The organism is Paraburkholderia sp. BR13444 (assembly GCF_040948755.1).
GTDB classification, from domain to species: domain Bacteria; phylum Pseudomonadota; class Gammaproteobacteria; order Burkholderiales; family Burkholderiaceae; genus Paraburkholderia; species Paraburkholderia youngii.
The window spans coordinates 362893-385798 of sequence record NZ_JBFPKM010000008.1 but is presented as its reverse complement, the minus strand read 5'-3'; the positions used below and the strand labels follow the sequence as shown (position 1 = coordinate 385798).

Here is a 22906-nt window from a genome sequence, read left to right as displayed (position 1 = left end):
GATGATCCTCAGAAAGCTGAGGCTTTTTTACGCCCTTGTTCTGATCGCCTGGCTTAGCCGATCAATCACCGTAGACTTCCAGGCTTGAGGGCAAGCGCCGACCCAACCGAATTATTCAGACCCGACTATTTATCGAGATGAAAAGATATGCAATGATCGCCGCCGAATCAGCGGAGCATGTCTGAACCTTGCGTGAGCATCCGTTCCGGCAACTCCAAAACCCCACGGCGCATTGCTTTTTCATTGAACCGATAATGACCAACTTTCTGTTCGATCTGCTATCGAACCTCGCCTTGCTCGCCATCGTATCGATGGCCTGCCGACTGTATAACCGGTTCGGGTCGGGTGCAGCGTTGAGCGGCCCGGCGATTTTCATCGTGCTCGCGCTGCTCGCGTGCGTGCTCGACGGCTTGTTGACTTTTGTCGTGTTCGCCGACGCGCAGAGTCGCTATGGACAATTCGTCCGGCCGACTCTATTTCTTCGGCGTGCTGGCGCATATGCGCTCGCAATCGTGATCGCGTTCTCATGGCATCGCGTGTCGAAGCGCAGGCGAGCCGTGAAAAGCGACCAGGACAACGCGGTTGTCATCTGCACGTCACCGTATTCCGAATCGCGATTGCGCATGTAGGGGCGGCGCGCTCGAGCGGCTTCTCACATACGCCCCGCCACTTTTTCGTCTCTCAATTGCCGCCCGCGAGCAGGGCAGGAACGGTCCTTGCGCCTGCGGGCGCCGTCGGCTATAACTCCCGAAGACCGCGCGTTGTGGGTCATGGCACCACCGTCGTTCAATCCGTTGATGGCAACTTATAACGAGGAACATCTTGGATATCGAAACCGCACGTGCATTCATCATGACCCGGGGCATCGACATCGGCACCAAGGTGCTCGGCGCCATCGTGCTGTGGATCGTCGGCCGCTGGGTCATCGGGCTGATCTCCAACCTGTTGCGCAAGGTGCTCGCTCGCAACGGCAAGGTCGATCCGACGCTCGCCCACTACCTCGCGTCGATTCTCGGCGCGTTGCTGAACCTGCTGCTCATCCTCGCAATCCTGCAAATCTTCGGTGTGCAGACAACGTCGTTCGCCGCATTGCTCGCCGGTCTTGGCCTCGCGATCGGTACTGCGTGGGGCGGCCTGCTCGCGCACTTCGCGGCCGGCGTGTTCATGCAGGTGCTGCGACCGTTCAAGGTCGGCGATTTCGTCACGGCCGCGGGCGTCACCGGCACCGTCACGGAGTTGGGCCTGTTCGGCACGACGATCGTCACGCCGGACAACGTGATGACCATCGTCGGCAACAACAAGATCTTTTCCGACACGATCTCGAACTACAGCGTGCTGCCGTTCCGGCGCGTCGAGCTGACCGCGAAGATCGCCAACAGCGTCGATCCGACCGATGCGATCGCGCGTCTGAAAGCCGCCGTCGCAAAGATTCCGAACGTCTCCGAAAACCCCGCGCCGGACATCGAGGTCTTGAGCTTCACGCCGGAAGGACCGTTGCTGTGCGTACGCCCTTACTCGTCCAATCAGAACTACTGGCAGGTCTACTTCGACACCAATCGCGCGATCGTGCAGACCTTCAAGGAAGCCGGCTATCCGACCCCGGAAACGCCGCTCGCGCCACGCGCGATCACGCGCGATTGATGCGACCTAACGTGCGCGCGAAGCCGGCACGGGTCGCCGGCACCGCGGCATGAAAAAAGGCGTCGCAAGATTCGCGACGCCTTCTGGTCATCAAGGTCCGAACTACAGCCGGCTACAGCTCGTCAACGCGTACTCGCGTTCGCGCCATTCTTGCGCAGCATCTTCCACAACGCGGCGAGCACGACCGGCACAATTGCCGCGCCGATACCGACCAGCACGATCACGTTCAGATACTGACGGATGAACGGAATGTTGCCGAAGAAATAGCCGAGCAGCACGAGCAGGAGCACCCACGACAGCGCGCCGACGACGTTGAACATCTGGAAGCGGCTCCAGGTCATCGACGACGCACCCGCGACGAACGGTGCAAAGGTCCGCACGACCGGGATGAAACGCGCGAGCACGATCGTCTTGCCGCCGTGTTTCTCATAGAAATCGTGAGTCTTCTGCAGCGCGGCGCGATCGAGAAAGCGCTCGAGCACCGGAATATGCGAATTGAACACACGCGGTCCGATCGCACGGCCGATCAGATAGTTGGTCGTATTGCCGCCGATCGCCGCCACCAGCAACAGCAGGATCAGCAGCCCGAGATGCATCTGCCCGGCCGCGCAGAACGCGCCGCCGATGAACAGCAGCGAGTCGCCCGGCAGAAACGGCACAACCACGAGTCCGGTTTCTGCGAACACGATCGCGAATAGCACCGCGTAGACCCAGGTGCCATACACCTGGATGAAGTCCCCGAGGAACTTGTCGATGTGTAGGACAAGGTTGGCGAAATGGAGCAACGTATCCAAGGAATGTCCTTATAGACCGATGATTGCGTAGATGAAAAACGGCCGTCGCGCGACCCGATAACAGGGCAGCAAGCGGCGGGCCGACCGCTGCGAATTGACCGCGACATGATACAGAAAGTGCCTCGGGTCGATTAAAAAACTGCGGGTCGGGCACCGGCACGGGCGACGTACGCCGAGTCGCTATAATTTCGCCATGTCCGAATTCTCCGAAACGCCTGCGGGCACCGCGGCCGCGGCCGCACCCTCCGACGGCTCCCGCGCGGCGCCCGCGCCGCGTCCGCTGCGCGCGATCCAGCCGCTCCCCGATCAACTGATCAGCCAGATCGCCGCCGGCGAAGTGGTCGAGCGGCCGGCGTCGGTGGTCAAGGAGCTGCTCGAGAATGCGCTCGACGCGGGCGCGCAGACGCTGCGCATCCTGCTCGACGAAGGCGGCGTCAAACGCATCTCGATCACCGACGACGGCTGTGGCATCCCCGAGAACGAACTCGTACTCGCACTGACGCGCCATGCGACCAGCAAGATCCGCTCGCTTGCCGAGCTCGAGGCGGTCGCGACGCTCGGGTTCCGCGGTGAAGCGCTGGCGTCGATTGCGTCGGTCGCGCAGATGAGCATCACGAGCCGCACCGCCGACGTGCCGCACGCGGTGCGCATCGATGCGGAAACCGGCGTGCTGAGCCCCGCCGCCGGCGCGCAAGGCACGACGATCGAGGTCCGCGAGCTGTACTTCAACACGCCCGCGCGCCGCAAATTCCTGAAGAGCGAACAGACCGAACTCGGCCACTGTCTCGAACAGATCCGCCGCGCCGCTCTCGCGCGGCCGGACGTGGCGATCTCGGTGCTGCACAACGGCAAGGCCGTCGAGCACTGGAACGCGAGCGAGCCGCCCGCGCGCGTCGCGAAGATTCTCGGCGACACGTTCGCGACCGCCCATCTGCCGCTCGACGAATCCGCCGGTCCGCTCGCAATCTACGGCTGCGCCGGTCTGCCGACCGCAAGCCGCGGCCGCGCCGATCAACAGTATTTCTTCGTCAACGGCCGCTTCGTGCGGGACAAGCTGCTCACGCACGCAGTGCGCGCCGCGTATGAAGACGTGCTGCACGGTGAGCGTTATCCGTCGTACGTGCTGTTCCTCGATCTGCCGCCCGAGGGCGTCGACGTGAACGTGCATCCGTCGAAAATCGAGGTGCGTTTCCGCGATTCGCGCTCGATTCACCAGTTCGTGTTCCATGCGGTGCAGCGCGCGCTCGCGCGGCACGCGGGCGCGTCGCCGGAAACGACGGCTGGCGGGCATGCGGCACACCTGGAACCGTCGGCCGGTGAACCGGCTTCGTTTGGTTCGACGCCGCTGGGCGGCGCAAGCGGCGCAAGCGGCGCAGGCGACGGCATCGGCGCGGGCGCCGGTGTTTCGAGCGCCGCGGGCTTCGCCGCCGGAAGCCGTGGCAGCTTTGGCGGCGGCGGCTTCGGCAGCTTCGGGGCCTCGCAGCCCGGCAACACGTGGATGCGCCAGGCGCGCATGACGCAAGGCACGCTGCCGGTCGCGCAACCGCTCGCCGGTTACGACGCGCTGTTCGGCCGCAAGGACCCGCTCGCGGGCCGGGTCCAAGGCGCGTCGCTGTTCGAAGCGCGCGACTCCGCAACCGAAACGACGTCGCCATACGACGCGGCACCGTTCGCGTCGCGCCCGGCTGCCCCCGCATTCGACACTACCGACGATCAGCCGCTCGGCTTCGCGCTCGGCCAGATCCACGGCATCTACGTGCTTGCGCAGAACCGCCACGGGCTCGTGATCGTCGACATGCATGCCGCGCACGAGCGCATCCTGTACGAGCAGTTCAAGAACGCGCTCGCCGACCGAGCGATCGCCGTGCAGCCGCTGCTGATTCCGCAGACGATGCAGGCCGATCCGGTCGAAATCGGCACGGTCGAGGAAGAGCGCGATACGCTCGATGCGCTCGGCTTCGACCTCGCGGTGCTGTCGCCCACCACCCTCGCGATCCGCGCGGTCCCCGCGCTGCTAAAGGACGCCGATCTGCAAGCGCTCGCGCGCGCGGTGCTGTCCGACCTGCACGCGTTCGGCGGCTCGCGCGTGCTGACCGAGCGTCAGCACGAACTGCTCGGCACGCTCGCGTGCCATCACGCAGTGCGCGCGAACCGGCGTCTGACGCTCGACGAAATGAACGCGCTGTTGCGCCAGATGGAAGCGACCGAGCGCGCCGACCAGTGCAACCACGGGCGTCCGACGTGGTATCAGCTGACGCTGGCCGATCTCGATCGGCTGTTCATGCGCGGCCAGTAACCGCCGCGTTCGATCACACCGCCCGCGCCGCGCGCCCGCTTGCTCATGACGTCACGCCCTACCCTGATCCCGTGCCTGCTCGGCCCGACCGCGTCCGGCAAGACGGCCGCGGCGCTCGCGCTCGCGGCGCGGCGGCCGGTCGAAATCATCAGCGTCGACTCGGCGCTCGTCTATCGCGAGATGGACATCGGCACCGCGAAGCCGACTGCGGAAGAACGCGCGGTCGCGCCGCATCATCTGATCGATATCGTCGATCCGGCCGACTCGTACTCGGCCGCGCAGTTTCGCGCCGACACGCTGCGGCTCGTCGGTGAAATTCATGCGCGCGGTCGGCTGCCGCTGCTGGTCGGCGGCACGATGCTGTACTACAAGGCGCTCACGCAGGGGCTCAACGACCTGCCCGGCGCCGATCCCGAACTACGCGCGACGCTCGACGCCGACGCCGCCCGCGACGGCTGGCCGGCGCTTCACGCACGGCTCGCCGCGCTCGATCCGGTCACTGCCGCGCGTCTCGCGCCGAACGATTCGCAGCGCATCCAGCGCGCGCTGGAAGTGTTCATGCTGACCGGCCAGCCGATGTCGGCGCTGCTCGCCGCGCCCGCGCGCACGGACGACGCCGCGTCGGCATGGCGCTTCGTGCCGGTCGCGCTGGAGCCGTCCGAGCGTGGCTTGCTGCACGCGCGCATCGAGCAGCGCTTCGATGCGATGCTCGCGCACGGTTTCGTCGATGAAGTGGTCAAGCTGCGCGCGCGCGGCGACCTGCTGCCGGAGATGTCGTCGATGCGCTGCGTCGGCTATCGGCAGGTGTGGGAATACCTCGATGGCTCGGTCGATTATCGGACCATGCGCGACAAGGGCATCTTCGCGACGCGGCAACTCTGCAAGCGGCAGCTCACGTGGCTGCGCAGCATGCCGGAAAGACAGGTGGTGGATTGCTGCGATCCGCACGCGACGGCGCGGGTGGTGGAGTTGATCGAGACGCTGGTTGGAGACGCCGATCGAAGTGAGGGAATTAGAGGGACCTGAAGCGGGGATTCAAAGCGGGAAATGTGAAGCAATGGATTTGAAGCCCGCGCGGCGCGCCGTTGCGGCACGCCACGCGAACCCTCGTCAATCGTTAGACCACGACCGTCTGCGCTTCACCCGCCGCGCTTTCACGGACCGTGCCGATCTTCCAGACCTGCTCGCCCGCCGCGGACAGCAGACCGATCGCCGCCTGAGCATCTGCGGCCGACACGATCACCGCCATACCGATACCGCAGTTGAACACGCGGTGCATTTCCGCATCGGCGACGCCGCCGTGCTTCTGCAGCCACGAGAACAGCGGCGGCAGCGGCCACGCGCGATGATCGAGTTCGGCCGTGAGACCCTCGCGCAGCACGCGCGGAATGTTCTCGACCAGGCCGCCGCCGGTGATGTGCGCCATGCCCTTCACCTCGAGCTGCTGCATCAGCGCAAGCAGCGGCTTCACGTAGATGCGCGTCGGCGCCATCAGCGCGTCGGCGAGCGGGCGGCCGTCGAAGTCCGCGTTCAGATCGGGATTGGCGCGCTCGATGATCTTGCGCACCAGCGAAAAGCCGTTCGAATGGATGCCGCTCGACGCGAGCCCGAGCACCACGTCGCCCGGAGCAATCTTGCTGCCGTCGATGATCTTGCTCTTTTCCACCGCGCCGACCGCGAAACCGGCCAGATCGTATTCGCCGTCCGGATACATGCCCGGCATTTCCGCGGTTTCGCCGCCGATCAGCGCGCAGCCCGACAGCTCGCAGCCGTGTGCAATGCCCTTCACGACGGTCGCCGCCGTGCCGACATCGAGCTTGCCGCAGGCGAAATAGTCGAGGAAAAACAGCGGCTCGGCGCCCTGCACGAGGATGTCGTTGACGCTCATCGCGACCAGATCCTGGCCGACCGTGTCGTGCTTGTTCAGCTGGAACGCGAGACGCAGCTTGGTGCCGACGCCGTCGGTGCCGGACACGAGCACCGGTTCCTTGTACTTCTTCGGCACTTCGAACAGCGCGCCGAATCCACCGATGCCGCCCAGCACGCCGTCGCGCAGGGTCTTCTTGGCAAAGGGCTTGATGGCGTCGACGAGGGCGTCGCCCGCATCGATGTCCACGCCGGCGTCGCGATACGACAAACCTTGGGCCGAATCGGGTGAAGGCTGGGCGGATTTCGGTTGATTCATGGGGAAGAGCAAGAAGGTCGGTAAAATGCGATTTTACCCGATGCTGGCCGCGTGGCTGGAATTCGCGCGTTCCGACGAGATCCTGGAAACGACCTTTGCAACACGATACCCCGATTCCGGCGCCGCCGACCCGCGCATTTGCGTCCGTCGCGCTTCGCGACCTGCGGCCTCACGACCCGGCGAGCACGCTTCACGACAACTGAGCGCCTGGCAACGTTCCAGGCCCCGCGGTCCGGGCCACTCGCGGCCCGAGCCTCATTTTCGGCATTAACCTACTGTGCTTCGTCAACTGACGCTCGATCTCGGCACCCCGCCGCCATCGACATTCGACAATTTCTTCGCCGGCGCGAACGCCGAACTGGTCACGCGCCTGCGTGAGCTCGACGACGCGCTCGCCTCCGGACCGGTCGCCGATCGCACCTTCTACATCTGGGGCGAAGCCGGCAGCGGCCGCACGCACCTGCTGCAGGCGCTCGTGCATGAAGCGCCGCCGGGACATGCGCGCTTCGCCGGTCCGCAAAGCAGCCTTGCCGCCTTCGGCTTCGATCCGCGCGTCGCGCTCTATGCGATCGACGACTGCGACGCGCTGTCGGCCGCTCAGCAGATCGCCGTGTTCAACCTGTTCAACGAGGTGCGCGCGCATCCGACCAGCGCGCTCGTCGCCGCGGGCAACGCGGCGCCGATCGGCATGACGGTGCGCGAGGATTTGCGCACGCGCCTCGGCTGGGGTCTCGTGTTTCACCTCGCGCCGCTGCCCGACGACGCGAAGGCCGCGGTGTTGAAACGCGCGGCGCGCGAGCGCGGCATCATGCTCGCCGACGACGTGCCGGCCTACCTGCTCACGCACTTTCGCCGCGACATGCCGAGCCTGATGGCGCTGCTCGACGCGCTCGACCGCTTCTCGCTCGAACAGAAACGCGCGGTCACGCTGCCGCTGTTGCGCACGATGCTCGCGTCGCCCGATCCCGCCACCGCGCTGGGTTCACACGCCGTTCTTCCGGCTTCAAGTAAAATGGGCCCCCATGGCTAATCTTGCACTCTTCGATCTCGATCACACGCTCATTCCCACCGACAGCGACCACGAATGGGGCCGCTTCATGGTGAAAAAAGGCATGGTCGACGCCGAAAATTTCGCCCGTGAAAACGACCGCTTCTACGCCGACTACAAGGCCGGCAAGCTCGACATTCACGCTTATCTGATCGCCATGCTGACGCCGCTCGCGAAGTACACGCGCGCGCAGCTTGCGGACTTTCACGCGCAGTACATGCACGAAGTCATCACGCCGGCCATCCAGCCGGTGGCGATCGAGCTCGTGAAGCAGCATCGCGAAGCGGGCGACCTGTGCTGCGTCGTCACCGCGACCAACGAATTCATCACGCGTCCCATCGCCCAGGCGTTCGGCGTCGACACGCTGATCGCGTGCGAGGCGGAGACCGTCGGCGGCGATCCGCACGGCGCCTACACCGGCCGCCCGACCGGCACGCCGAGCTACAAGGAAGGCAAGATCGTGCGCACCGAAATGTGGCTCGCGTCGCTCGGCAAGACGTGGAGCGACTTCGAGCACAGCTATTTCTATAGCGATTCGCACAACGACATCCCGCTGCTCGAAAAAGTCACCGATCCCATCGCGACCAATCCGGACGACACGTTGCGCGCCCATGCGCAGGCCAAAGGCTGGCGCATCCTCGAACTCTTCCAACCCTCGTGATCAAGAAACTCATCCGCAAGCTATTCGGCCAGGACACGGCGAGCGCTGACGACACGCTCTCCGCCGCCAGCGTCGACGGCAACGCCAATGACAAGCCGCCGGCGCGCGGCAAGTCCGTATCCGGCACGACCGTATCCGGCACGGCCGCGCGGCCGCGTCGCAAATCCACCGCCGCTGCCGCCGCACAAGCGCCGCGCGAACCGGACGTCCCCGTCATCATTCCGCACGACGTGCATGGCATCGACCCCACGCTGATCTCGCGCAACGCGATCCGCGTGACCGAGGGCCTGCAACAGGCGGGCTTCCGCGCGTTCATCGTCGGCGGCGCGGTGCGCGACCTGCTGCTCGGCGTGAAGCCGAAAGACTTCGACGTCGCGACCGACGCGACGCCCGAACAGGTGCAGAAGCTGTTCCGCCGCGCGCGCATCATCGGCCGGCGCTTCCAGATCGTGCACGTCCAGTTCGGCCAGGAAATCATCGAGACCTCGACGTTCCGCGCGCTGGTCGATCCGCCCGCGGCCGACGCGCCGCCGCCGAAGCGTCTGAAGCGCGACGAGCTCGACCGCCGCACCCACGCGGTCGACGCGAGCGGCCGCGTGCTGCGCGACAACGTGTGGGGCGAGCAGCACGAGGACGCCACGCGCCGCGACTTCACGATCAACGCGATGTACTACGATCCGGCCACCCAAACCGTGCTGGATTACCACAACGGCATGGCCGACATGCGCACGCGCCTGCTGCGCATGATCGGCGACCCGGCCACGCGCTATCGCGAGGACCCGGTGCGCATGCTCCGCGTCGTGCGCTTCGCCGCCAAGCTCGACTTCGACATCGACGACGCCACGCGCGCGCCGATCGAGAAGATGGCCGATCTGATCAACAACGTGCCCGCCGCGCGTCTGTTCGACGAAATGCTGAAGCTGATGCTGTCGGGTCACGCGCTCGCGTGCCTGAAGCGGCTGCGCCAGGAAGGCCTGCATCACGGGCTGCTGCCGCTGCTCGACGTGGTGCTCGAGCAGCCGACCGGCGAGAAATTCATTTCTCTGGCACTCTCTAATACAGATGCACGCGTGCTCGCCGGCAAACCGGTGTCGCCGGGCTTCCTGTTCGCGACGCTGTTGTGGCACGACGTGCAGCAGCGCTGGCAGAAGTTCGAGGCCGAAGGCGAGTATCCGGTGCCCGCGCTGCATCGTGCGATGGACGAAGTGCTCGACATGCAGACCGAAAAGCTCGCGATCCACAAGCGCTTCTCGGCCGACATGCGCGAGATCTGGGGTCTGCAGCTGCGCCTCGAAAAGCGCTCGGGCCGCAGCGCGCTGAAGTTGCTGGAACACCAAAGATTTAGAGCGGGGTATGATTTCCTCCTGTTGCGCTGCGAATCGGGCGAACTCGACGAGTCGGTCGGTACGTGGTGGACGGAGTTCATCGAAGGAGACGCCGCCGCGCGCGAGGCATTGCTCACGCAAGGCGGGAAAGACCGGAGCCCCAGAAAACGACGGCGGCGCGGTGGCGCCAGAAACCGCAAATCAGGTGACGGGGTGGAGGGCGGCTCGTCCGCCGAACGCGCGGACAACGACGCGAGCCGCGAAGGCTCGCACGAAGACTGACGCGGCGTTCGCGGAAGAGCCGTCGAAACGATAGCTGCAGGAAGTTATGCCATGACGGTTGCTTATCTTGGCCTCGGCGCGAATCTCGGGGACGCGCGCCAGACCCTGAAAGACGCGGTGGTGTGCCTCGCACAACAGCACACCATCACCGTGCTCGCCAAATCGAGCCTATATCGCACTGCCCCGATCGACGCGGGCGGCGACGACTATTTCAATTGCGTCGTGAAGCTGGAAACGACGCTCCCCGTGCGGCATCTGCTCGCGCTGTGTCACAAGATCGAGCATCATTTCGGCCGTGAGCGGCCGTTCCGCAATGCGCCGCGCACGCTCGATCTCGACATCCTGCTGTACGGCGATCAATCGATCGACGAAGCCGATCTGATCGTGCCGCATCCACGCCTCGTCGAGCGCGCGTTTGCGCTGGTGCCGCTGGTCGAGATCGACGCGGCGATCGTGATTCCGCGACATGGCCGGGCCGCCGCGCTGCTCGATAGCGTGAGCGATCAGCGCATCGAGAAGGTGAAGGGGCCCTGCCAGTGTCCGATGCTCAATGCACTCACCGGTAATTCCGCCGGGAAGGGCCGCTGCGAATGAGTTCGCCGCCGCTCACGGTCACCGCGCCGCAGCTGCGCCCGCCGTTCGGCTATATCGCGATCGAGGGGCCGATCGGCGTCGGCAAGACCTCACTCGCGCGGCGCCTCGCGCAACGCTGGTCGATGCACGAACTGTTCGAGCGCCCGCAGGACAATCCGTTTCTTGAACGCTTCTATCGCGACACCGCGCGCTATGCGCTGCCGGTGCAGTTGCGCTTCGCGCTGCAACGCGCGCAGCAGGCGCAGGCAGTGGGCGCCGCGCAGGCGAGCGGAACATCGCTGATCGCCGACTTCATCACGCAGCGAAACGACATCTTCGCGCGTCTGACCTTGCAGGAAGACGAATGGCAGCTGTACCGCGCGCTTGCCGCGCGGCTCGACGTCAGCGCGCCGGAGCCGGACTTCGTCGTTTATCTGCAGGCGAGTCCCGAGGTGCTGTTCGCGCGCATCCAGAAGCGCGCGGTGCCGATGGAGCTGCAGATTTCCGATGCGTATCTGCGCGCGCTGTGCGACGCGTACAACGAATTCTTCTACCACTACGACCGCACGCCCGTGCTGACGGTCAACGCCGAACACCTGAATCCGCTCGACTCCGACGCGGACCTTGCGCTGCTCGCCGAACGCATCGAGACAATGCGCGGCCGCAAGGAATTCTTTGTCAAAGCCACGTCGCTGTAAGCGGCGCGGCTAGTTCATTTTTCTCACTGGATTGACCATGACTTATTTGCAGGAAGCGAGCCGGAGCGCGATCACCGTGCCGAAACTGCAGGCAATGCGCGACGCCGGCGAAAAGATCGCGATGCTCACCTGCTACGACGCGAGCTTCGCCGCGCTGCTCGATCGCGCGGGCGTCGACGTGCTGCTGATCGGCGACTCGCTCGGCAACGTGCTGCAAGGCCAGGCGACCACGCTGCCCGTGACGCTGGCGGACATTGCGTATCACACGGCGAGCGTCTCGCGCGCGCGGCCGTCGGCGCTGATCATGGCGGACCTGCCGTTCGGCACGTACGGCACGCGCGAAGATGCATTCAGGAGTTCGGTCGAACTGATGCGCGCGGGCGCGCAGATGGTCAAGCTCGAAGGCGGAGAATGGCTCGCGGATACGGTGCGGTTTCTGGTCGAGCGCTCGATTCCGGTGTGCGCGCACGTGGGTCTGACGCCGCAGTCGGTGCATGCATTCGGCGGCTTCAAGGTGCAGGGCAAGACCGAAGCGGGCGCGAGCCAGCTACTGCGCGATTCACTCGCGATGCAGACCGCCGGCGCGCAATCACTGTTGATGGAAGCGATCCCGGCTCAACTCGCGGGCGAGGTCACGAGGCAACTGCGCGTTCCGACGATCGGCATCGGCGCGGGTCTCGACTGCTCGGGTCAGGTGCTCGTGCTGCACGACATGCTCGGGATTTTCCCCGGCAAGCGGCCGCGCTTCGTGAAAGATTTCATGCAGGGACAGCCGAACATTCAGGCGGCCGTCGAGGCGTATGTGCGGGCGGTGAAGGACGGCACGTTCCCAGGCGCCGAGCACACGTTCTGATGTATGTTTGCCGCGCTGGGTGCGCGGCATTCGGTTTGTCTCAGCGCTCTAAGCAACAACCCGTGCGGGTATCGCGCCGCGCAACGCGTTGCACACGAGCAGCGCTTCGGCGTTCAGCACATCCCGCTGCGTCAGCACTTTCTCACCCGCCTGCAAGTCCGAGGCCCCGTCGAGCAATACGCTTCGCATCACGCCAGGCAGCACGCCCGACGCGAGCGGCGGAGTCCACCATCGTCCCGCGAGCTTCACGAACACATTCGATCTGCCGCCCTCGGTCAGTTCGCCCCGTTCGTTGAAGAACAGCGTATCGAAGGCGCCCTTCGCCTCGGCTTCGCGCCAGCCGCGGTCGTAGTCGGCGCGGCGCGTGGTCTTGTGGCGCAGAAGCGGATCGGCGGCCTGGGTTGGCGCGAACTGCGCTTCGGGGCCGAGCAGAACCCCAACGATCGCATCCGCCAACGGCGTAAGTATCGCGGCGGTGATCTGCGTCACACCGCTTTTGCTCAACGCAAGCCGCATACGATGCGGCGTCTGCGCCGGCAGCGTGGCGCACCGCGCTGAAATCTCCTCGCGAATGCGCGCTTCGTCGAACCCGAAACCAAGGGTCGCGGCGCTCGACGACAAGCGCCGCAAATGCCGCTCGACATGCCGCACGCCGTCTTCCCGCGTTGCGTACATCGTTTCGAACAGTTCGAAGCCGGGCTCGGCGCCGGTCAGAAAACGTGCTTTCAATCGACACTCCTCGTGCTCGTCGGCGGCCACGCTGTCGAGCACGATGCCCGCGCCGATGCCCATGCTGCCGCGCAGACCGTCCGTGCCGCCCGCTTGCGCCGTCGACGCGGTCAATGTCAGCGTGCGGATCGCGACCGACATGCAGAAGTCGCCGCAATCCTGATCATCGTCCGGCGCATCGAGCCAGCCGATCGCGCCGGTATAAAGTCCGCGCGGCGTGCTTTCCAGTTCGTCGATCAGCTGCATCGTGCGATGCTTCGGCGCACCGGTAATCGAACCGCAGGGAAAGAGCGCGCGCAGGATCGTCGCGAACGAGGTGCCGTCGAGCAACGTCGCCTCCACTGTCGACGTCATCTGCCACACCGACGCGTACGGCTCGACCGAAAACAGCGCCGGCACATTGACCGAACCGATCCGCGCAACCCGCGACAGATCGTTGCGCAGTAGATCGACGATCATCACGTTCTCGGCGCGATTCTTCAGATCGGTGGCGAGGAACTCGGCGTTGCCGCGGTCGATGGCGGGATCTTGCGAGCGCGGCGCCGTGCCCTTCATCGGCCGCGCGCGCAACGTCGGGCCGTGCTTCTCGACGAACAATTCGGGCGAACACGACAGCACCCACGCATCGTCGGGCAACGCGATCAGCGCGCCGAACGACACCGGCTGGCGCGCGCGCAAACGCCGATAGAACGCAAGCGGCGAGCCGAACACGTCGAAGCCGAGGCGGTACGTGTAGTTGACCTGATAGGAATCGCCCGCGCGCAGCGCAGCGTGAATCGCGTCGATCGACGCATCGAATTCGGCGCGATCGACGCTCTCGCGCACGTTCGCCGTACCCGCGACCGACGGCTCCGGAGCACCGTTGTCCCGCGTCATCAGCCACGCGTCGACCTCGTCGCGCGCAAGCTTCGCACAGCGTTCGAACAATAAAAAACGCAGCGTGGCATTGCCACGCTGCGTTTCAGTGGACCGAAGCTTGTCGATACCGACGAGCCCACGACCAAATTCATAGTCGGCCAGCACGACGGCGTGCAGGCCGTTGCGGGTATCGGTCGCGACGCGGTCGCACACCGCTTCGAGCTGCGCCGCCTCGGTGCAGACCCGCTCGCGCACGAAACCCGTGTACAAGCGGCTCGACGGACGCGCCGCCGTTGCACCGCAATCGTCAAGCAGCGCGAACACCGCGCCGCGCCTGTCCACCGTCATCCTGACCGCCAAATCAGATCAATCGAAAAAGCTCTTCACCCGATCGAACCAGCTCTTGCTCTGCGGACTATGCCGCGCACCGCCTTCCACGAGCGCCTTTTCGAACTGCTTGAGCAGGTCGCGCTGCGCTTCGGTGAGCTTGACCGGCGTTTCGACCTGCACATGCACGTACAGATCACCGGCGATGCTCGAACGCAGCCCCTTGATGCCCTTGCCGCGCAAACGGAACGTCTTGCCCGACTGCGTACCTTCCGGCACGGTGAAAGTTGCGCGACCGGCCAGCGTCGGCACTTCGATATCGCCGCCAAGCGCCGCGGTGGTGAACGGGATCGGCATCTGGCAATGCAGATCGTCGCCGTCACGCTCGAACACCGAGTGCTGCTTGATATGAATCTCGACGTACAGATCGCCCGACGGTCCGCCGTTGATGCCCGGCTCGCCATTGCCGGCCGAGCGGATGCGCATGCCGTCGTCGATACCGGCCGGGATCTTCACTTCGAGCGTCTTGGTTTCCTTCACCTTGCCCGCGCCGTGGCAGTGATTGCACGGCTCGGGGATGTAGGTGCCGCTGCCGTGGCACTTCGGGCAAGTCTGCTGGATGCTGAAGAAGCCCTGCGACATGCGCACCGAACCCGAGCCGCTACAGGTCGGGCAGGTTTCCGGCTTGGTGCCCGGCTTCGCGCCCGAGCCATGACAGACTTCGCACGAAACCCAGCTCGGCACGCGGATCTGCGTGTCGTAGCCGTGTGCGGCCTGCTCGAGCGTGATTTCCATGCTGTAGCGCAGATCCGCGCCGCGATACACCTGCGGACCCGCGCGGCCGCCTCCGCGTGCGCCGGCGCCGGCCGCCTGGCCGAAGATGTCGCCGAAGATGTCGCCGAATGCATCGGCAAATCCGCCGAAACCTTGCGCACCGGCCCCACCCATGTTCGGATCGACGCCCGCGTGACCGTACTGATCGTACGCGGCGCGCTTTTGCGAATCCGACAGCATTTCATAGGCTTCCTTCACCTCCTTGAAATGCTCTTCCGCATCCTTGTTGCCCGGATTGCGGTCGGGGTGGTGCTTCATCGCGAGCTTGCGATAAGCCTTCTTGATTTCGTCGTCGCTCGCGTTCTTTGCGACGCCCAGAACCTCGTAGTAATCCCGTTTCGCCATATCGGTTCAACGCCGCCGCGCAAAGCGACGCGGTAGCTCCTTGTGAATGCTGTGGAGTCTCACGACTCGTCCGGCCGCTGTCTGCGCCGCGTCTCGACACGGTTCAAAACAACGCCCTCCATAAAACGAACGTGCCCGGAGAGCCCAAAAGGCTCGCCAGGCGCGAAAAACCGCTCTTGCACTCAAGGCGCCCAAAGGGCGCCGATCTCGTGCAGCCGGGCCGCGCACATCGCTGTGCACGGCTTTACGGTCGGATGCCGACCTGGCTTTAGTCCTTCTTCACTTCCTTGAACTCAGCGTCGACCACGTCGTCGGCCTGCTGGCTCGCGCCCGCCGATGCACCGGCACCCGTACCGCCCGCCGCGCCCGCTGCCGCTTCGGCACCTTGCGCAGCCTGCATGTCGGCGTACATCTTCTCGCCCATCTTCTGCGAGGCCGTGGCCACCGCTTCGATCTTCGCTTCGATCGCGGCCTTGTCGCTCGAGCTGCTCTTCAGCGTGTCTTCGAGTTCCTTCAACGCGGCTTCGATCTTGTCCTTCTCACCCGCTTCGAGCTTGTCGCCGTACTCGGTCAGCGCCTTCTTCGTGCTATGGACGAGTGCGTCACCCTGGTTGCGGGCGTCGGCCAACTCACGCAGCTTGTGATCTTCTTCAGCGTTCGCTTCCGCATCCTTCACCATCTTCTCGATTTCGGCTTCGGACAGACCCGAGTTCGCCTTGATCGTGATGCGGTTTTCCTTGCCGGTCGCCTTGTCCTTCGCGCCGACGTGCAGAATGCCGTTCGCGTCGATGTCGAAGCTCACTTCGATCTGCGGCACGCCGCGCGGTGCCGGCGGAATGCCTTCGAGGTTGAACTCGCCGAGCAGCTTGTTGCCCGCTGCCATTTCGCGTTCACCCTGGAACACCTTGATCGTCACGGCGCTCTGGTTGTCGTCAGCCGTCGAGTAGACCTGTGCGTGCTTGGTCGGGATCGTGGTGTTCTTGTTGATCATCTTCGTCATCACGCCGCCGAGCGTTTCGATGCCGAGCGACAGCGGGGTCACGTCGAGCAGCAGCACGTCCTTGCGGTCGCCCGACAGCACCTGGCCCTGGATCGCGGCACCAACGGCCACGGCTTCGTCCGGGTTCACGTCACGGCGCGGGTCCTTGCCGAAGAACTCCTTCACCTTTTCCTGCACCTTCGGCATACGGGTCATACCGCCGACCAGGATCACGTCGTCGATTTCACCGACCTTCACGCCTGCGTCCTTGATGGCCACGCGGCACGGCTCGATGGTGCGTTGGATCAGTTCTTCAACCAGCGCTTCCAACTTCGCACGCGTAATTTTCAGGTTCAAGTGCTTCGGACCCGACGCGTCGGCCGTGATGTACGGCAGGTTGATTTCGGTCTGCTGGCTCGACGACAGCTCGATCTTGGCCTTTTCAGCCGATTCCTTCAGGCGCTGCAGCGCGAGCACGTCTTTCGACAGATCGACGCCCTGTTCCTTCTTGAACTCGCCGATGATGTAGTCGATGATGCGCTGGTCGAAGTCTTCACCGCCGAGGAACGTATCGCCGTTCGTGGACAGCACTTCGAACTGCATTTCACCGTCGACGTCCGCGATTTCGATGATCGAGATGTCGAACGTGCCGCCGCCGAGGTCGAACACGGCGATCTTGCGGTCACCCTTTTCAGCCTTGTCGAGGCCGAATGCCAATGCGGCTGCGGTCGGTTCGTTGATGATCCGCTTCACTTCCAGACCGGCGATGCGGCCTGCATCTTTGGTGGCCTGACGCTGGCTGTCGTTGAAATACGCCGGCACCGTGATCACGGCTTCGGTGACGGTCTCGCCGAGGTAGTCCTCAGCGGTCTTCTTCATCTTGCGCAGCACTTCGGCCGAGATTTGCGGCGGCGCGAGCTTCTGGTCGCGCACTTCGATCCATGCGTCGCCGTTGTCCGCCTTGATGATCTTGTAGGGCATCAGGCCGATGTCCTTCTGCACTTCCTTCTCTTCGAAGCGGCGGCCGATCAGGCGCTTGACCGCGAACAGCGTGTTCTTCGGGTTCGTGACCGACTGACGCTTGGCCGGCGCGCCGACCAGGATCTCGCTGTCTTCCATGTAAGCGATGATCGACGGCGTGGTGCGCGCGCCTTCCGAGTTCTCGATGACCTTGACCGAGTTGCCTTCCATGATCGCCACGCACGAGTTGGTCGTGCCGAGGTCGATGCCGATGATTTTGCCCATTTTTACAAATCTCCTGACTTTGATCGCTGCGGAAAGCGCCCGGTTGGCCCATCTGGCGGCGGGACGATCCGCTCTCAATTCCTACCTGCACTCAAAATAAGTGCGGCCACATCGTTTTCAAGACCTCTATCGCGATGCGGTCTTTAATTTTTTTCAATCACGGGGCGGCCTCGTGAATCCTTGCTGCGAGCCCGCTCCGCCAGCTTGCACGGCGCCCCCGGCGTGGTTCGCCGGAAGTGCCTGAATCGACTGGATGTTTTGCGGCGCGCGGCGATGCGAAGCGACGAGGCAGACGCCGCCGGCGCGGACGCCGGGGTGCGCTTCGACGTGCTTACTTCGGCGCCGCGACGGTCACGAGCGCGGGACGGAGCACGCGATCCGCGATTACGAAGCCCTTTTGCAACACCGCGACGACCGTGTTCGGCTCCTGGTCGGCCGGCACCATCGAAATGGCCTGATGGCGATGCGGGTCGAACTTCTCGCCGACCGGGTTGATGGCCACGACGCGACCCTTCTCGAGCGCGCCGCTCAACTGGCGCAGCGTGAGCTCGACGCCTTCGCGGACCTTCTGCAGGTCGTCGGACGAATGGGCGACGGCCGCCTCGAGGCTGTCGACGACCGGCAGCAGATGCTCGGCGAAGTTCTCGATCGCAAACTTGTGCGCCTTGGCGACGTCTTCCTGAGCGCGGCGGCGCACGTTTTCGGTTTCGGCCTTCGCGCGCAGGAAGTCTTCCTGCAATTCGGCGATCTTCGCCTGAGCGTCGGCCAGCGCCTGCTCGGCGGCAGCCTGGGCGGATTCAGTGGTGGCGCCGGTGTCCTGCTGTTGAGTGGCGGCCTCAGCCGCCTCGGCGGCCTGGCGCGCGGCTTCGTCGGCGGGCGTGGGATTCTGGCTCGTCGGGTTCTCTTGCGTGTTTTCCATGTCGCTGAAAGTCGTTAAAAAGTAAAAGCAAAGACGGAAAAAGCCGTTCCGACACAGTACGATTCGTGCTTTGCAAAATCGCGACAGGTGTCTTCGCGCCGATCCGCCAGACCGGACCCCAGATGGGGTCTGAAATAGCCGTTTCAAGCGGCTCCGAGGTTTTTTCGCACCACCGTCGTGCAGGCGAAATGCGCCGTAACAAGCATTCATGTGGCGCAATCAGATAGGGATTGAGTGCAGCCCGCAACTGACCTATTCTCCAGTCATGGAGCGGCAACGCACGTTAACCCTAATTTGACGTAAGCCTTACCGACACCTGACAGTCGTTCCGAGAGCCCGTTTCAGCCCATCGAGGGGAGTACCGTGAAACTGACCGTTGCAATCGGGGTGGTCGCACTGGTACTGATCGCGGGCACCACGACCATCTGCATGTCCGGCGCGGTTAACGACCACACCACCGAGTACGGTGGCGCACACGCCACGGTCGAGCAGTTTTTTAGTTCCCACCCGAAAATCTGTCGATAGTGCGCCGGTCGCGTTTCGTCGGTCGCCCGTGCAGCGCGGCGGCCGGCTCGTGATACACCTTGCGCCGTTCCTGCTCGACTTGCCGCTTCTCCTTGCTCTGCGCGGTTTCAACGTAAAGCGTCTGCGCCACGCTCGCCGGGCCGCGCACGTCGCATACGCCCAGCACCTCGACCTGCCACACGTAGCGCTCGATCTCGATTTCGACCAGATCGCCGACACGGACGTCCTTGGCCGGCTTCACGGCCGCGCCGCCGATGCGCACCCGCCCCTTGTCGACCGCATCCGCGGCCAGCGAACGCGTCTTGAAGAAACGCGCGGCCCACAGCCATTTGTCGATGCGCAGTTTCGCGCCCGGTTCGGTTGAAATGCGGTAGTTCATCTGCGTATTCAAGCTCCTGTCGTGTGCGGCACCGGCACCGCCTGCACCGGCCAGCCCTGCAGATGCTGCGCGACGATTTCGCCGAGCGCTGCAACCCACGGCTGAGACGCGTTCAGACAGGGGATCCGGTGAAACTCCTTGCCACCCGCCTGCAGAAATTCGTCGCGCACTTCCATGCCGATTTCCTCGATCGTTTCGAGGCAGTCGGCGGTGAAACCCGGACAAAACACGTCAGCACGCCGCACGCCTGCCGCGCCGAGTTCCTTCAACGTCGGCGCCGTGTAGGGCTGCAGCCATTCGGCCTTGCCAAAGCGCGACTGGAACGTGATGCGGCATTCGACCGACGTCAACTCCAGCGCCTGCATCAGCAGCGCGCCGGTCTGCTGGCATTGCTCGTGATACGGGTCGCCGAGGTCGAGCGTGCGCTTGGGCACTCCGTGGAAACTCAGCACGAGCTTGTCGCCCGCCGCGAAATCAGGGCGGCCGTGCAGATGCCAGTGATGACGCACCTGCGCGGCGAGCGCCGCGATATACGCCGGGTGATCGGCGTACTGGCGAACCGTGCGGATTTCCGGCTGGTTGCGCATGCGCTTGAGCGCGGAAAAGGCTTCGTCGAACGCGGTCGCGGTGGTCGACGCCGAATACTGCGGATACATCGGCATCAGCAGCACGCGCTCGGTGCCGGCGAGCTTCAGCTGGTTCAGCATTGCCGGAATGCCGGGCGTGCCGTAGCGCATCGCGTAGTCGACCAGCACCGTGTAGTCGTTGACTTGCAGCAGATGGCGCAAGCCCTCGACCTGCTTTTCAGTGTGCACGCGCAGCGGCGAGCCCTCAGGCATCCACACCGCCGCGTACTTCTTCGCCGAGCTGCGGCCGCGAAACGGCAAGATCAGCAGACGCAGAATCAGCTGCCACAGCAGCGCGGGAATTTCGACCACGCGAGGATCGGACAAGAACTGCGCGAGATAGCGGCGCACCGCGCGCGGCGTCGGCGCATCTGGCGTGCCGAGGTTGATCAGCAACACGGCGACGCGATGCGACGTGGCGTTCTGTGATGGCCGCTCGAGGTCGAAGCGCATAGGCAGCAGAAGTCACCGCTTCACGCGGCGAGTCGATTCAATGGAGATTCATTATAGCGGCGCGGGTTCGGCCCGGCGCCGCGGGGCCCTGGCCATTCGGACGATTGGCAGACGCCGCCCGTTCGCGCATCATGGCCGGCACGGGCTGCGATGACGGCGGCGCCGCCGCCGAGCGCGAGGACTACTGCTGGCTAAGCGTCATGGACAACAGCCGCGCGGTGATGTCCACGATCGGAATCACGCGGTTGTAGGCCATGCGGGTCGGTCCGATCACACCGAGCGTGCCGACGATCTTGCCGTTCACCTCGTACGGCGCGGTGACGACGCTCATTTCCTCGATCGGCACCAGCGTCGATTCGCCGCCAATGAAAATTTGTACACCCGCCGCGTGACTCGAGACGTCGAGCAACTGAAGGAGGCTGGTCTTCTGGTCGAACACATCGAACAGCTTGCGCAGGCGCGCCATGTCCGACGAAAGATCGGCGACTTCGAGCAGATTGCGCTCGCCGGAGATAAGCACGGTCTCGCCGGTATCGGATTCGTCGGTGCTCGCGGTAACGGCCGCGTGCATCAACGAGGTCATGTCGCCGCGCAGCTCGTCGATTTCCTCGCGCAGGCGGCGGCGCACTTCGTCGAACGAGAGGCCCGCGAAGTGCGCGTTGATGTAATTGGAGGCTTCCACCAGCTGCGAAGGCGAAAAGTCGCGCTGGGTGGCGAGAATGCGGTTCTGCACGTCGCCTTCGGGCGTCACGATGATCAGCAGAATGCGCTTGTCGGACAGGCGCATGAATTCGATCTGCTTGAATACGTGGCTGCGGCGCGGTGTGAGCACCACGCCGGCGAACTGCGACAGGTTGGACAGCACGCTCGCCGCCGCGGCGACGATCTTCTGCGGCTCGCCCACCTGCAGCGTGGTTTTGACCGCGCGCATCACCGCTTCTTCGTCGGCGGCGGACTCGACCGTCAACATCGTGTCGACGAACAGACGGTAGCCGCGTGGCGTCGGAATGCGCCCCGCCGACGTGTGCGGACTGATCACGAGCCCCAGATCCTCGAGGTCCGACATCACGTTGCGGATCGTGGCCGGGCTCAGCTCGAGGCCCGAGTAACGTGACAGCGTGCGCGAGCCGACCGGCTGACCTTCGGCGATGTAGCGCTCGATCAGCGTTTTGAGGAGGGTTTGTGCGCGAGGATCTAGCATGAGGAAAAATTTTAGCTCAATGGCATCGCAGCCGCGAGCGCCCGCGGCGCCCGCTCCCGGCAAATGCGGCGCCGTCAGCGGGCGCGCATGTCATCGGGTCTTCACCATTCTAACGATAATCGCGACATGCGCAGACGCCCCGCGTGCGTCGGCCCGCTACCGGGTTGGCCTGCGGTTCTTTTCAGGCCCTACCTATGGTGTAATGCCGGCATGCAAGTGACCAGCCAGTTCAAGACCGTCGCGCTCGTCGGGCGCAGCAATACGCCAGGCATCGGCGAGCCGCTGACCGCGCTCGCCGCGTGCATCGCGAAGCTCGGCCTCGAAGTCGTGTTCGAAGCCGACACCGCCGCCGAAATCGGCGTAACCGACTATCCGGCGCTGCGTCCCGCCGAGATCGGCGCGCGCGCCGACGTCGCCGTGGTGCTCGGCGGCGACGGCACGATGCTCGGCATCGGTCGCCAGCTCGCGCCATATCGCACGCCCTTGATCGGCATCAACCACGGACGGCTCGGCTTCATCACCGACATTCCAATCTCCGACATGCGCGAGATCGTGCCGCAAATGCTGTCCGGCAATTTCGAGCGCGAGGAGCGCGTGCTGCTCGAAGCGCGCATCGTGCGCGACGGCACGTCGATTTATCACGCGCTCGCGTTCAACGACGTGGTGGTCAACCGTAGCGGTTTTTCGGGCATGGCGGAGCTGCGCGTGTCGGTCGACGGCCGCTTCATGTACAACCAGCGCTCGGACGGCCTGATCGTCGCGACGCCGACCGGCTCGACTGCGTACGCGCTGTCGTCGCAGGGGCCGATCCTGCATCCCCAATTGCAGGGCTTCGTGCTCGTGCCGATCGCGCCGCACGCGCTGTCGAACCGGCCGATCGTGCTGCCGGACGACTCGAAGGTCAGCATCCAGATCGTTTCCGGGCGCGAAGTGAACGTCAATTTCGACATGCAGTCGTTCACGTCGCTGGAGCTCGGCGACACGATCGAGGTGCGCCGTTCGCGTCACACGGTGCCAATGCTGCATCCTGTCGGCTACAGCTATTACGCGACGCTGCGCAAGAAGCTGCACTGGCACGAGTACCCGTCGCACGAAGAAGACCCGAGGCCGTAAGCGGCGCTTTCAAGCCC

21 protein-coding genes are annotated in these 22906 nt (G+C 64.6%); 12 read left to right on the top strand and 9 right to left on the bottom strand.

From position 1 onward, the window contains the following. Positions 1–254 precede the first annotated feature (254 nt). Together AB3X95_RS23980 and AB3X95_RS23975 are read left to right on the top strand one after the other, a co-directional pair. Positions 255–629, top strand: a complete 375-nt coding sequence (locus tag AB3X95_RS23980; RefSeq protein WP_176122505.1) for a hypothetical protein — start codon at positions 255–257, stop codon at positions 627–629. A 193-nt stretch (positions 630–822) separates the two neighbouring features. After that, on the top strand, positions 823–1641 hold the full coding sequence (locus AB3X95_RS23975) for a mechanosensitive ion channel family protein (RefSeq protein WP_176122504.1): 819 nt from the start codon (positions 823–825) through the stop codon (positions 1639–1641). 122 nt (positions 1642–1763) lie between these two features. Here AB3X95_RS23975 and AB3X95_RS23970 read toward each other — a convergent pair whose 3' ends face one another. Beyond that, the gene (locus tag AB3X95_RS23970) at positions 1764–2435 is read right to left on the bottom strand and encodes a VTT domain-containing protein (protein WP_368622702.1); all 672 of its coding nucleotides are present in this window, start codon (positions 2433–2435) and stop codon (positions 1764–1766) included. A 193-nt stretch (positions 2436–2628) separates the two neighbouring features. On the opposite strand from AB3X95_RS23970, the gene mutL reads away from it, so the two are divergent. Together mutL and miaA are read left to right on the top strand one after the other, a co-directional pair. After that, entirely contained in the window at positions 2629–4731 is a 2103-nt protein-coding gene (gene mutL, locus AB3X95_RS23965; RefSeq protein ID WP_368622701.1) for a DNA mismatch repair endonuclease MutL, read from the top strand. A 45-nt stretch (positions 4732–4776) separates the two neighbouring features. Next, positions 4777–5757 (top strand): tRNA (adenosine(37)-N6)-dimethylallyltransferase MiaA, encoded by a 981-nt coding sequence (gene miaA, locus AB3X95_RS23960; RefSeq protein ID WP_368622700.1) that lies wholly within the window; start codon positions 4777–4779, stop codon positions 5755–5757. A 91-nt stretch (positions 5758–5848) separates the two neighbouring features. On the opposite strand, the gene purM is transcribed toward miaA, so the two are convergent. Continuing rightward, a complete protein-coding gene (purM, locus tag AB3X95_RS23955) occupies positions 5849–6916 on the bottom strand; it encodes a phosphoribosylformylglycinamidine cyclo-ligase (protein WP_176122500.1) in 1068 nt (355 codons plus the stop codon). A gap of 277 nt (positions 6917–7193) precedes the next feature. Here purM and hda point away from each other — a divergent pair, with 277 nt between their 5' ends. The 6 genes from hda to panB are packed head-to-tail and all read left to right on the top strand — an operon-like array spanning position 7194 to position 12356. Next, positions 7194–7946, top strand: coding sequence for a DnaA regulatory inactivator Hda (gene hda, locus AB3X95_RS23950; RefSeq protein WP_176367890.1), 753 nt, complete (start codon positions 7194–7196; stop codon positions 7944–7946). Beyond that, positions 7939–8625, top strand: coding sequence for an HAD family phosphatase (locus AB3X95_RS23945; protein ID WP_013088509.1), 687 nt, complete (start codon positions 7939–7941; stop codon positions 8623–8625). The genes hda and AB3X95_RS23945 overlap by 8 nt, the downstream gene beginning before the upstream one ends. Next, positions 8622–10232: a polynucleotide adenylyltransferase PcnB gene (gene pcnB, locus AB3X95_RS23940; protein ID WP_368622699.1), complete on the top strand. Its 1611-nt coding sequence runs from the start codon at positions 8622–8624 to the stop codon at positions 10230–10232. The genes AB3X95_RS23945 and pcnB overlap by 4 nt, the downstream gene beginning before the upstream one ends. A gap of 51 nt (positions 10233–10283) precedes the next feature. Further along, positions 10284–10826, top strand: a complete 543-nt coding sequence (gene folK, locus AB3X95_RS23935; protein WP_368622698.1) for a 2-amino-4-hydroxy-6-hydroxymethyldihydropteridine diphosphokinase — start codon at positions 10284–10286, stop codon at positions 10824–10826. Beyond that, entirely contained in the window at positions 10823–11503 is a 681-nt protein-coding gene (locus tag AB3X95_RS23930) for a deoxynucleoside kinase (protein ID WP_368622697.1), read from the top strand. The genes folK and AB3X95_RS23930 overlap by 4 nt, the downstream gene beginning before the upstream one ends. Positions 11504–11540: 37 nt before the next feature. After that, positions 11541–12356, top strand: coding sequence for a 3-methyl-2-oxobutanoate hydroxymethyltransferase (panB, locus tag AB3X95_RS23925; protein WP_176122495.1), 816 nt, complete (start codon positions 11541–11543; stop codon positions 12354–12356). A gap of 48 nt (positions 12357–12404) precedes the next feature. On the opposite strand, the gene pabB is transcribed toward panB, so the two are convergent. The 4 genes from pabB to grpE form a co-directional block, all read right to left on the bottom strand. Beyond that, entirely contained in the window at positions 12405–14291 is a 1887-nt protein-coding gene (gene pabB, locus AB3X95_RS23920) for an aminodeoxychorismate synthase component I (protein ID WP_368622696.1), read from the bottom strand. An 18-nt stretch (positions 14292–14309) separates the two neighbouring features. Next, positions 14310–15449 carry a molecular chaperone DnaJ gene (gene dnaJ / locus AB3X95_RS23915; protein ID WP_176122493.1) on the bottom strand — a complete coding sequence of 380 codons (1140 nt, stop codon included), beginning with the start codon at positions 15447–15449 and terminating at the stop codon, positions 14310–14312. Positions 15450–15717: 268 nt separating this feature from the next. Beyond that, the gene (gene dnaK, locus AB3X95_RS23910; RefSeq protein WP_368622695.1) at positions 15718–17673 is read right to left on the bottom strand and encodes a molecular chaperone DnaK; all 1956 of its coding nucleotides are present in this window, start codon (positions 17671–17673) and stop codon (positions 15718–15720) included. A gap of 331 nt (positions 17674–18004) precedes the next feature. Then, on the bottom strand, positions 18005–18592 hold the full coding sequence (gene grpE / locus AB3X95_RS23905) for a nucleotide exchange factor GrpE (RefSeq protein WP_176122491.1): 588 nt from the start codon (positions 18590–18592) through the stop codon (positions 18005–18007). A 363-nt stretch (positions 18593–18955) separates the two neighbouring features. On the opposite strand from grpE, the gene AB3X95_RS23900 reads away from it, so the two are divergent. Beyond that, positions 18956–19117: a hypothetical protein gene (locus tag AB3X95_RS23900; protein WP_176109498.1), complete on the top strand. Its 162-nt coding sequence runs from the start codon at positions 18956–18958 to the stop codon at positions 19115–19117. Here AB3X95_RS23900 and AB3X95_RS23895 read toward each other — a convergent pair. The 3 genes from AB3X95_RS23895 to hrcA form a co-directional block, all read right to left on the bottom strand. Beyond that, positions 19089–19496 (bottom strand): RNA-binding S4 domain-containing protein, encoded by a 408-nt coding sequence (locus AB3X95_RS23895; protein ID WP_176109499.1) that lies wholly within the window; start codon positions 19494–19496, stop codon positions 19089–19091. The two genes, AB3X95_RS23900 and AB3X95_RS23895, sit on opposite strands and share 29 nt — an antisense overlap. A gap of 8 nt (positions 19497–19504) precedes the next feature. Then, entirely contained in the window at positions 19505–20575 is a 1071-nt protein-coding gene (gene hemH / locus AB3X95_RS23890; protein WP_368622694.1) for a ferrochelatase, read from the bottom strand. Positions 20576–20756: 181 nt separating this feature from the next. Then, positions 20757–21776 (bottom strand): heat-inducible transcriptional repressor HrcA, encoded by a 1020-nt coding sequence (hrcA, locus tag AB3X95_RS23885; protein WP_026227992.1) that lies wholly within the window; start codon positions 21774–21776, stop codon positions 20757–20759. A gap of 210 nt (positions 21777–21986) precedes the next feature. Here hrcA and AB3X95_RS23880 point away from each other — a divergent pair, with 210 nt between their 5' ends. Then, complete coding sequence (locus AB3X95_RS23880; protein ID WP_176122489.1) at positions 21987–22889, top strand: NAD kinase; 903 nt, start codon at positions 21987–21989, stop codon at positions 22887–22889. The last annotated feature ends 17 nt before the right edge of the window (positions 22890–22906 follow it).

Excerpts from the sequence above, each read along its gene's own strand:
- AB3X95_RS23980 (WP_176122505.1), top strand. The coding sequence starts at position 255 with ATGACCAACTTTCTGTTCGATCTGCTATCGAACCTCGCCTTGCTCGCC.
- mutL (WP_368622701.1), top strand. The coding sequence starts at position 2,629 with ATGTCCGAATTCTCCGAAACGCCTGCGGGCACCGCGGCCGCGGCCGCA.
- miaA (WP_368622700.1), top strand. The coding sequence starts at position 4,777 with ATGACGTCACGCCCTACCCTGATCCCGTGCCTGCTCGGCCCGACCGCG.
- purM (WP_176122500.1), bottom strand. The coding sequence starts at position 6,916 with ATGAATCAACCGAAATCCGCCCAGCCTTCACCCGATTCGGCCCAAGGT.
- AB3X95_RS23945 (WP_013088509.1), top strand. The coding sequence starts at position 7,939 with ATGGCTAATCTTGCACTCTTCGATCTCGATCACACGCTCATTCCCACC.
- folK (WP_368622698.1), top strand. The coding sequence starts at position 10,284 with ATGACGGTTGCTTATCTTGGCCTCGGCGCGAATCTCGGGGACGCGCGC.
- AB3X95_RS23930 (WP_368622697.1), top strand. The coding sequence starts at position 10,823 with ATGAGTTCGCCGCCGCTCACGGTCACCGCGCCGCAGCTGCGCCCGCCG.
- panB (WP_176122495.1), top strand. The coding sequence starts at position 11,541 with ATGACTTATTTGCAGGAAGCGAGCCGGAGCGCGATCACCGTGCCGAAA.
- pabB (WP_368622696.1), bottom strand. The coding sequence starts at position 14,291 with ATGACGGTGGACAGGCGCGGCGCGGTGTTCGCGCTGCTTGACGATTGC.
- dnaJ (WP_176122493.1), bottom strand. The coding sequence starts at position 15,449 with ATGGCGAAACGGGATTACTACGAGGTTCTGGGCGTCGCAAAGAACGCG.
- dnaK (WP_368622695.1), bottom strand. The coding sequence starts at position 17,673 with ATGGGCAAAATCATCGGCATCGACCTCGGCACGACCAACTCGTGCGTG.
- grpE (WP_176122491.1), bottom strand. The coding sequence starts at position 18,592 with ATGGAAAACACGCAAGAGAACCCGACGAGCCAGAATCCCACGCCCGCC.
- AB3X95_RS23895 (WP_176109499.1), bottom strand. The coding sequence starts at position 19,496 with ATGAACTACCGCATTTCAACCGAACCGGGCGCGAAACTGCGCATCGAC.
- hemH (WP_368622694.1), bottom strand. The coding sequence starts at position 20,575 with ATGCGCTTCGACCTCGAGCGGCCATCACAGAACGCCACGTCGCATCGC.
- hrcA (WP_026227992.1), bottom strand. The coding sequence starts at position 21,776 with ATGCTAGATCCTCGCGCACAAACCCTCCTCAAAACGCTGATCGAGCGC.
- AB3X95_RS23880 (WP_176122489.1), top strand. The coding sequence starts at position 21,987 with ATGCAAGTGACCAGCCAGTTCAAGACCGTCGCGCTCGTCGGGCGCAGC.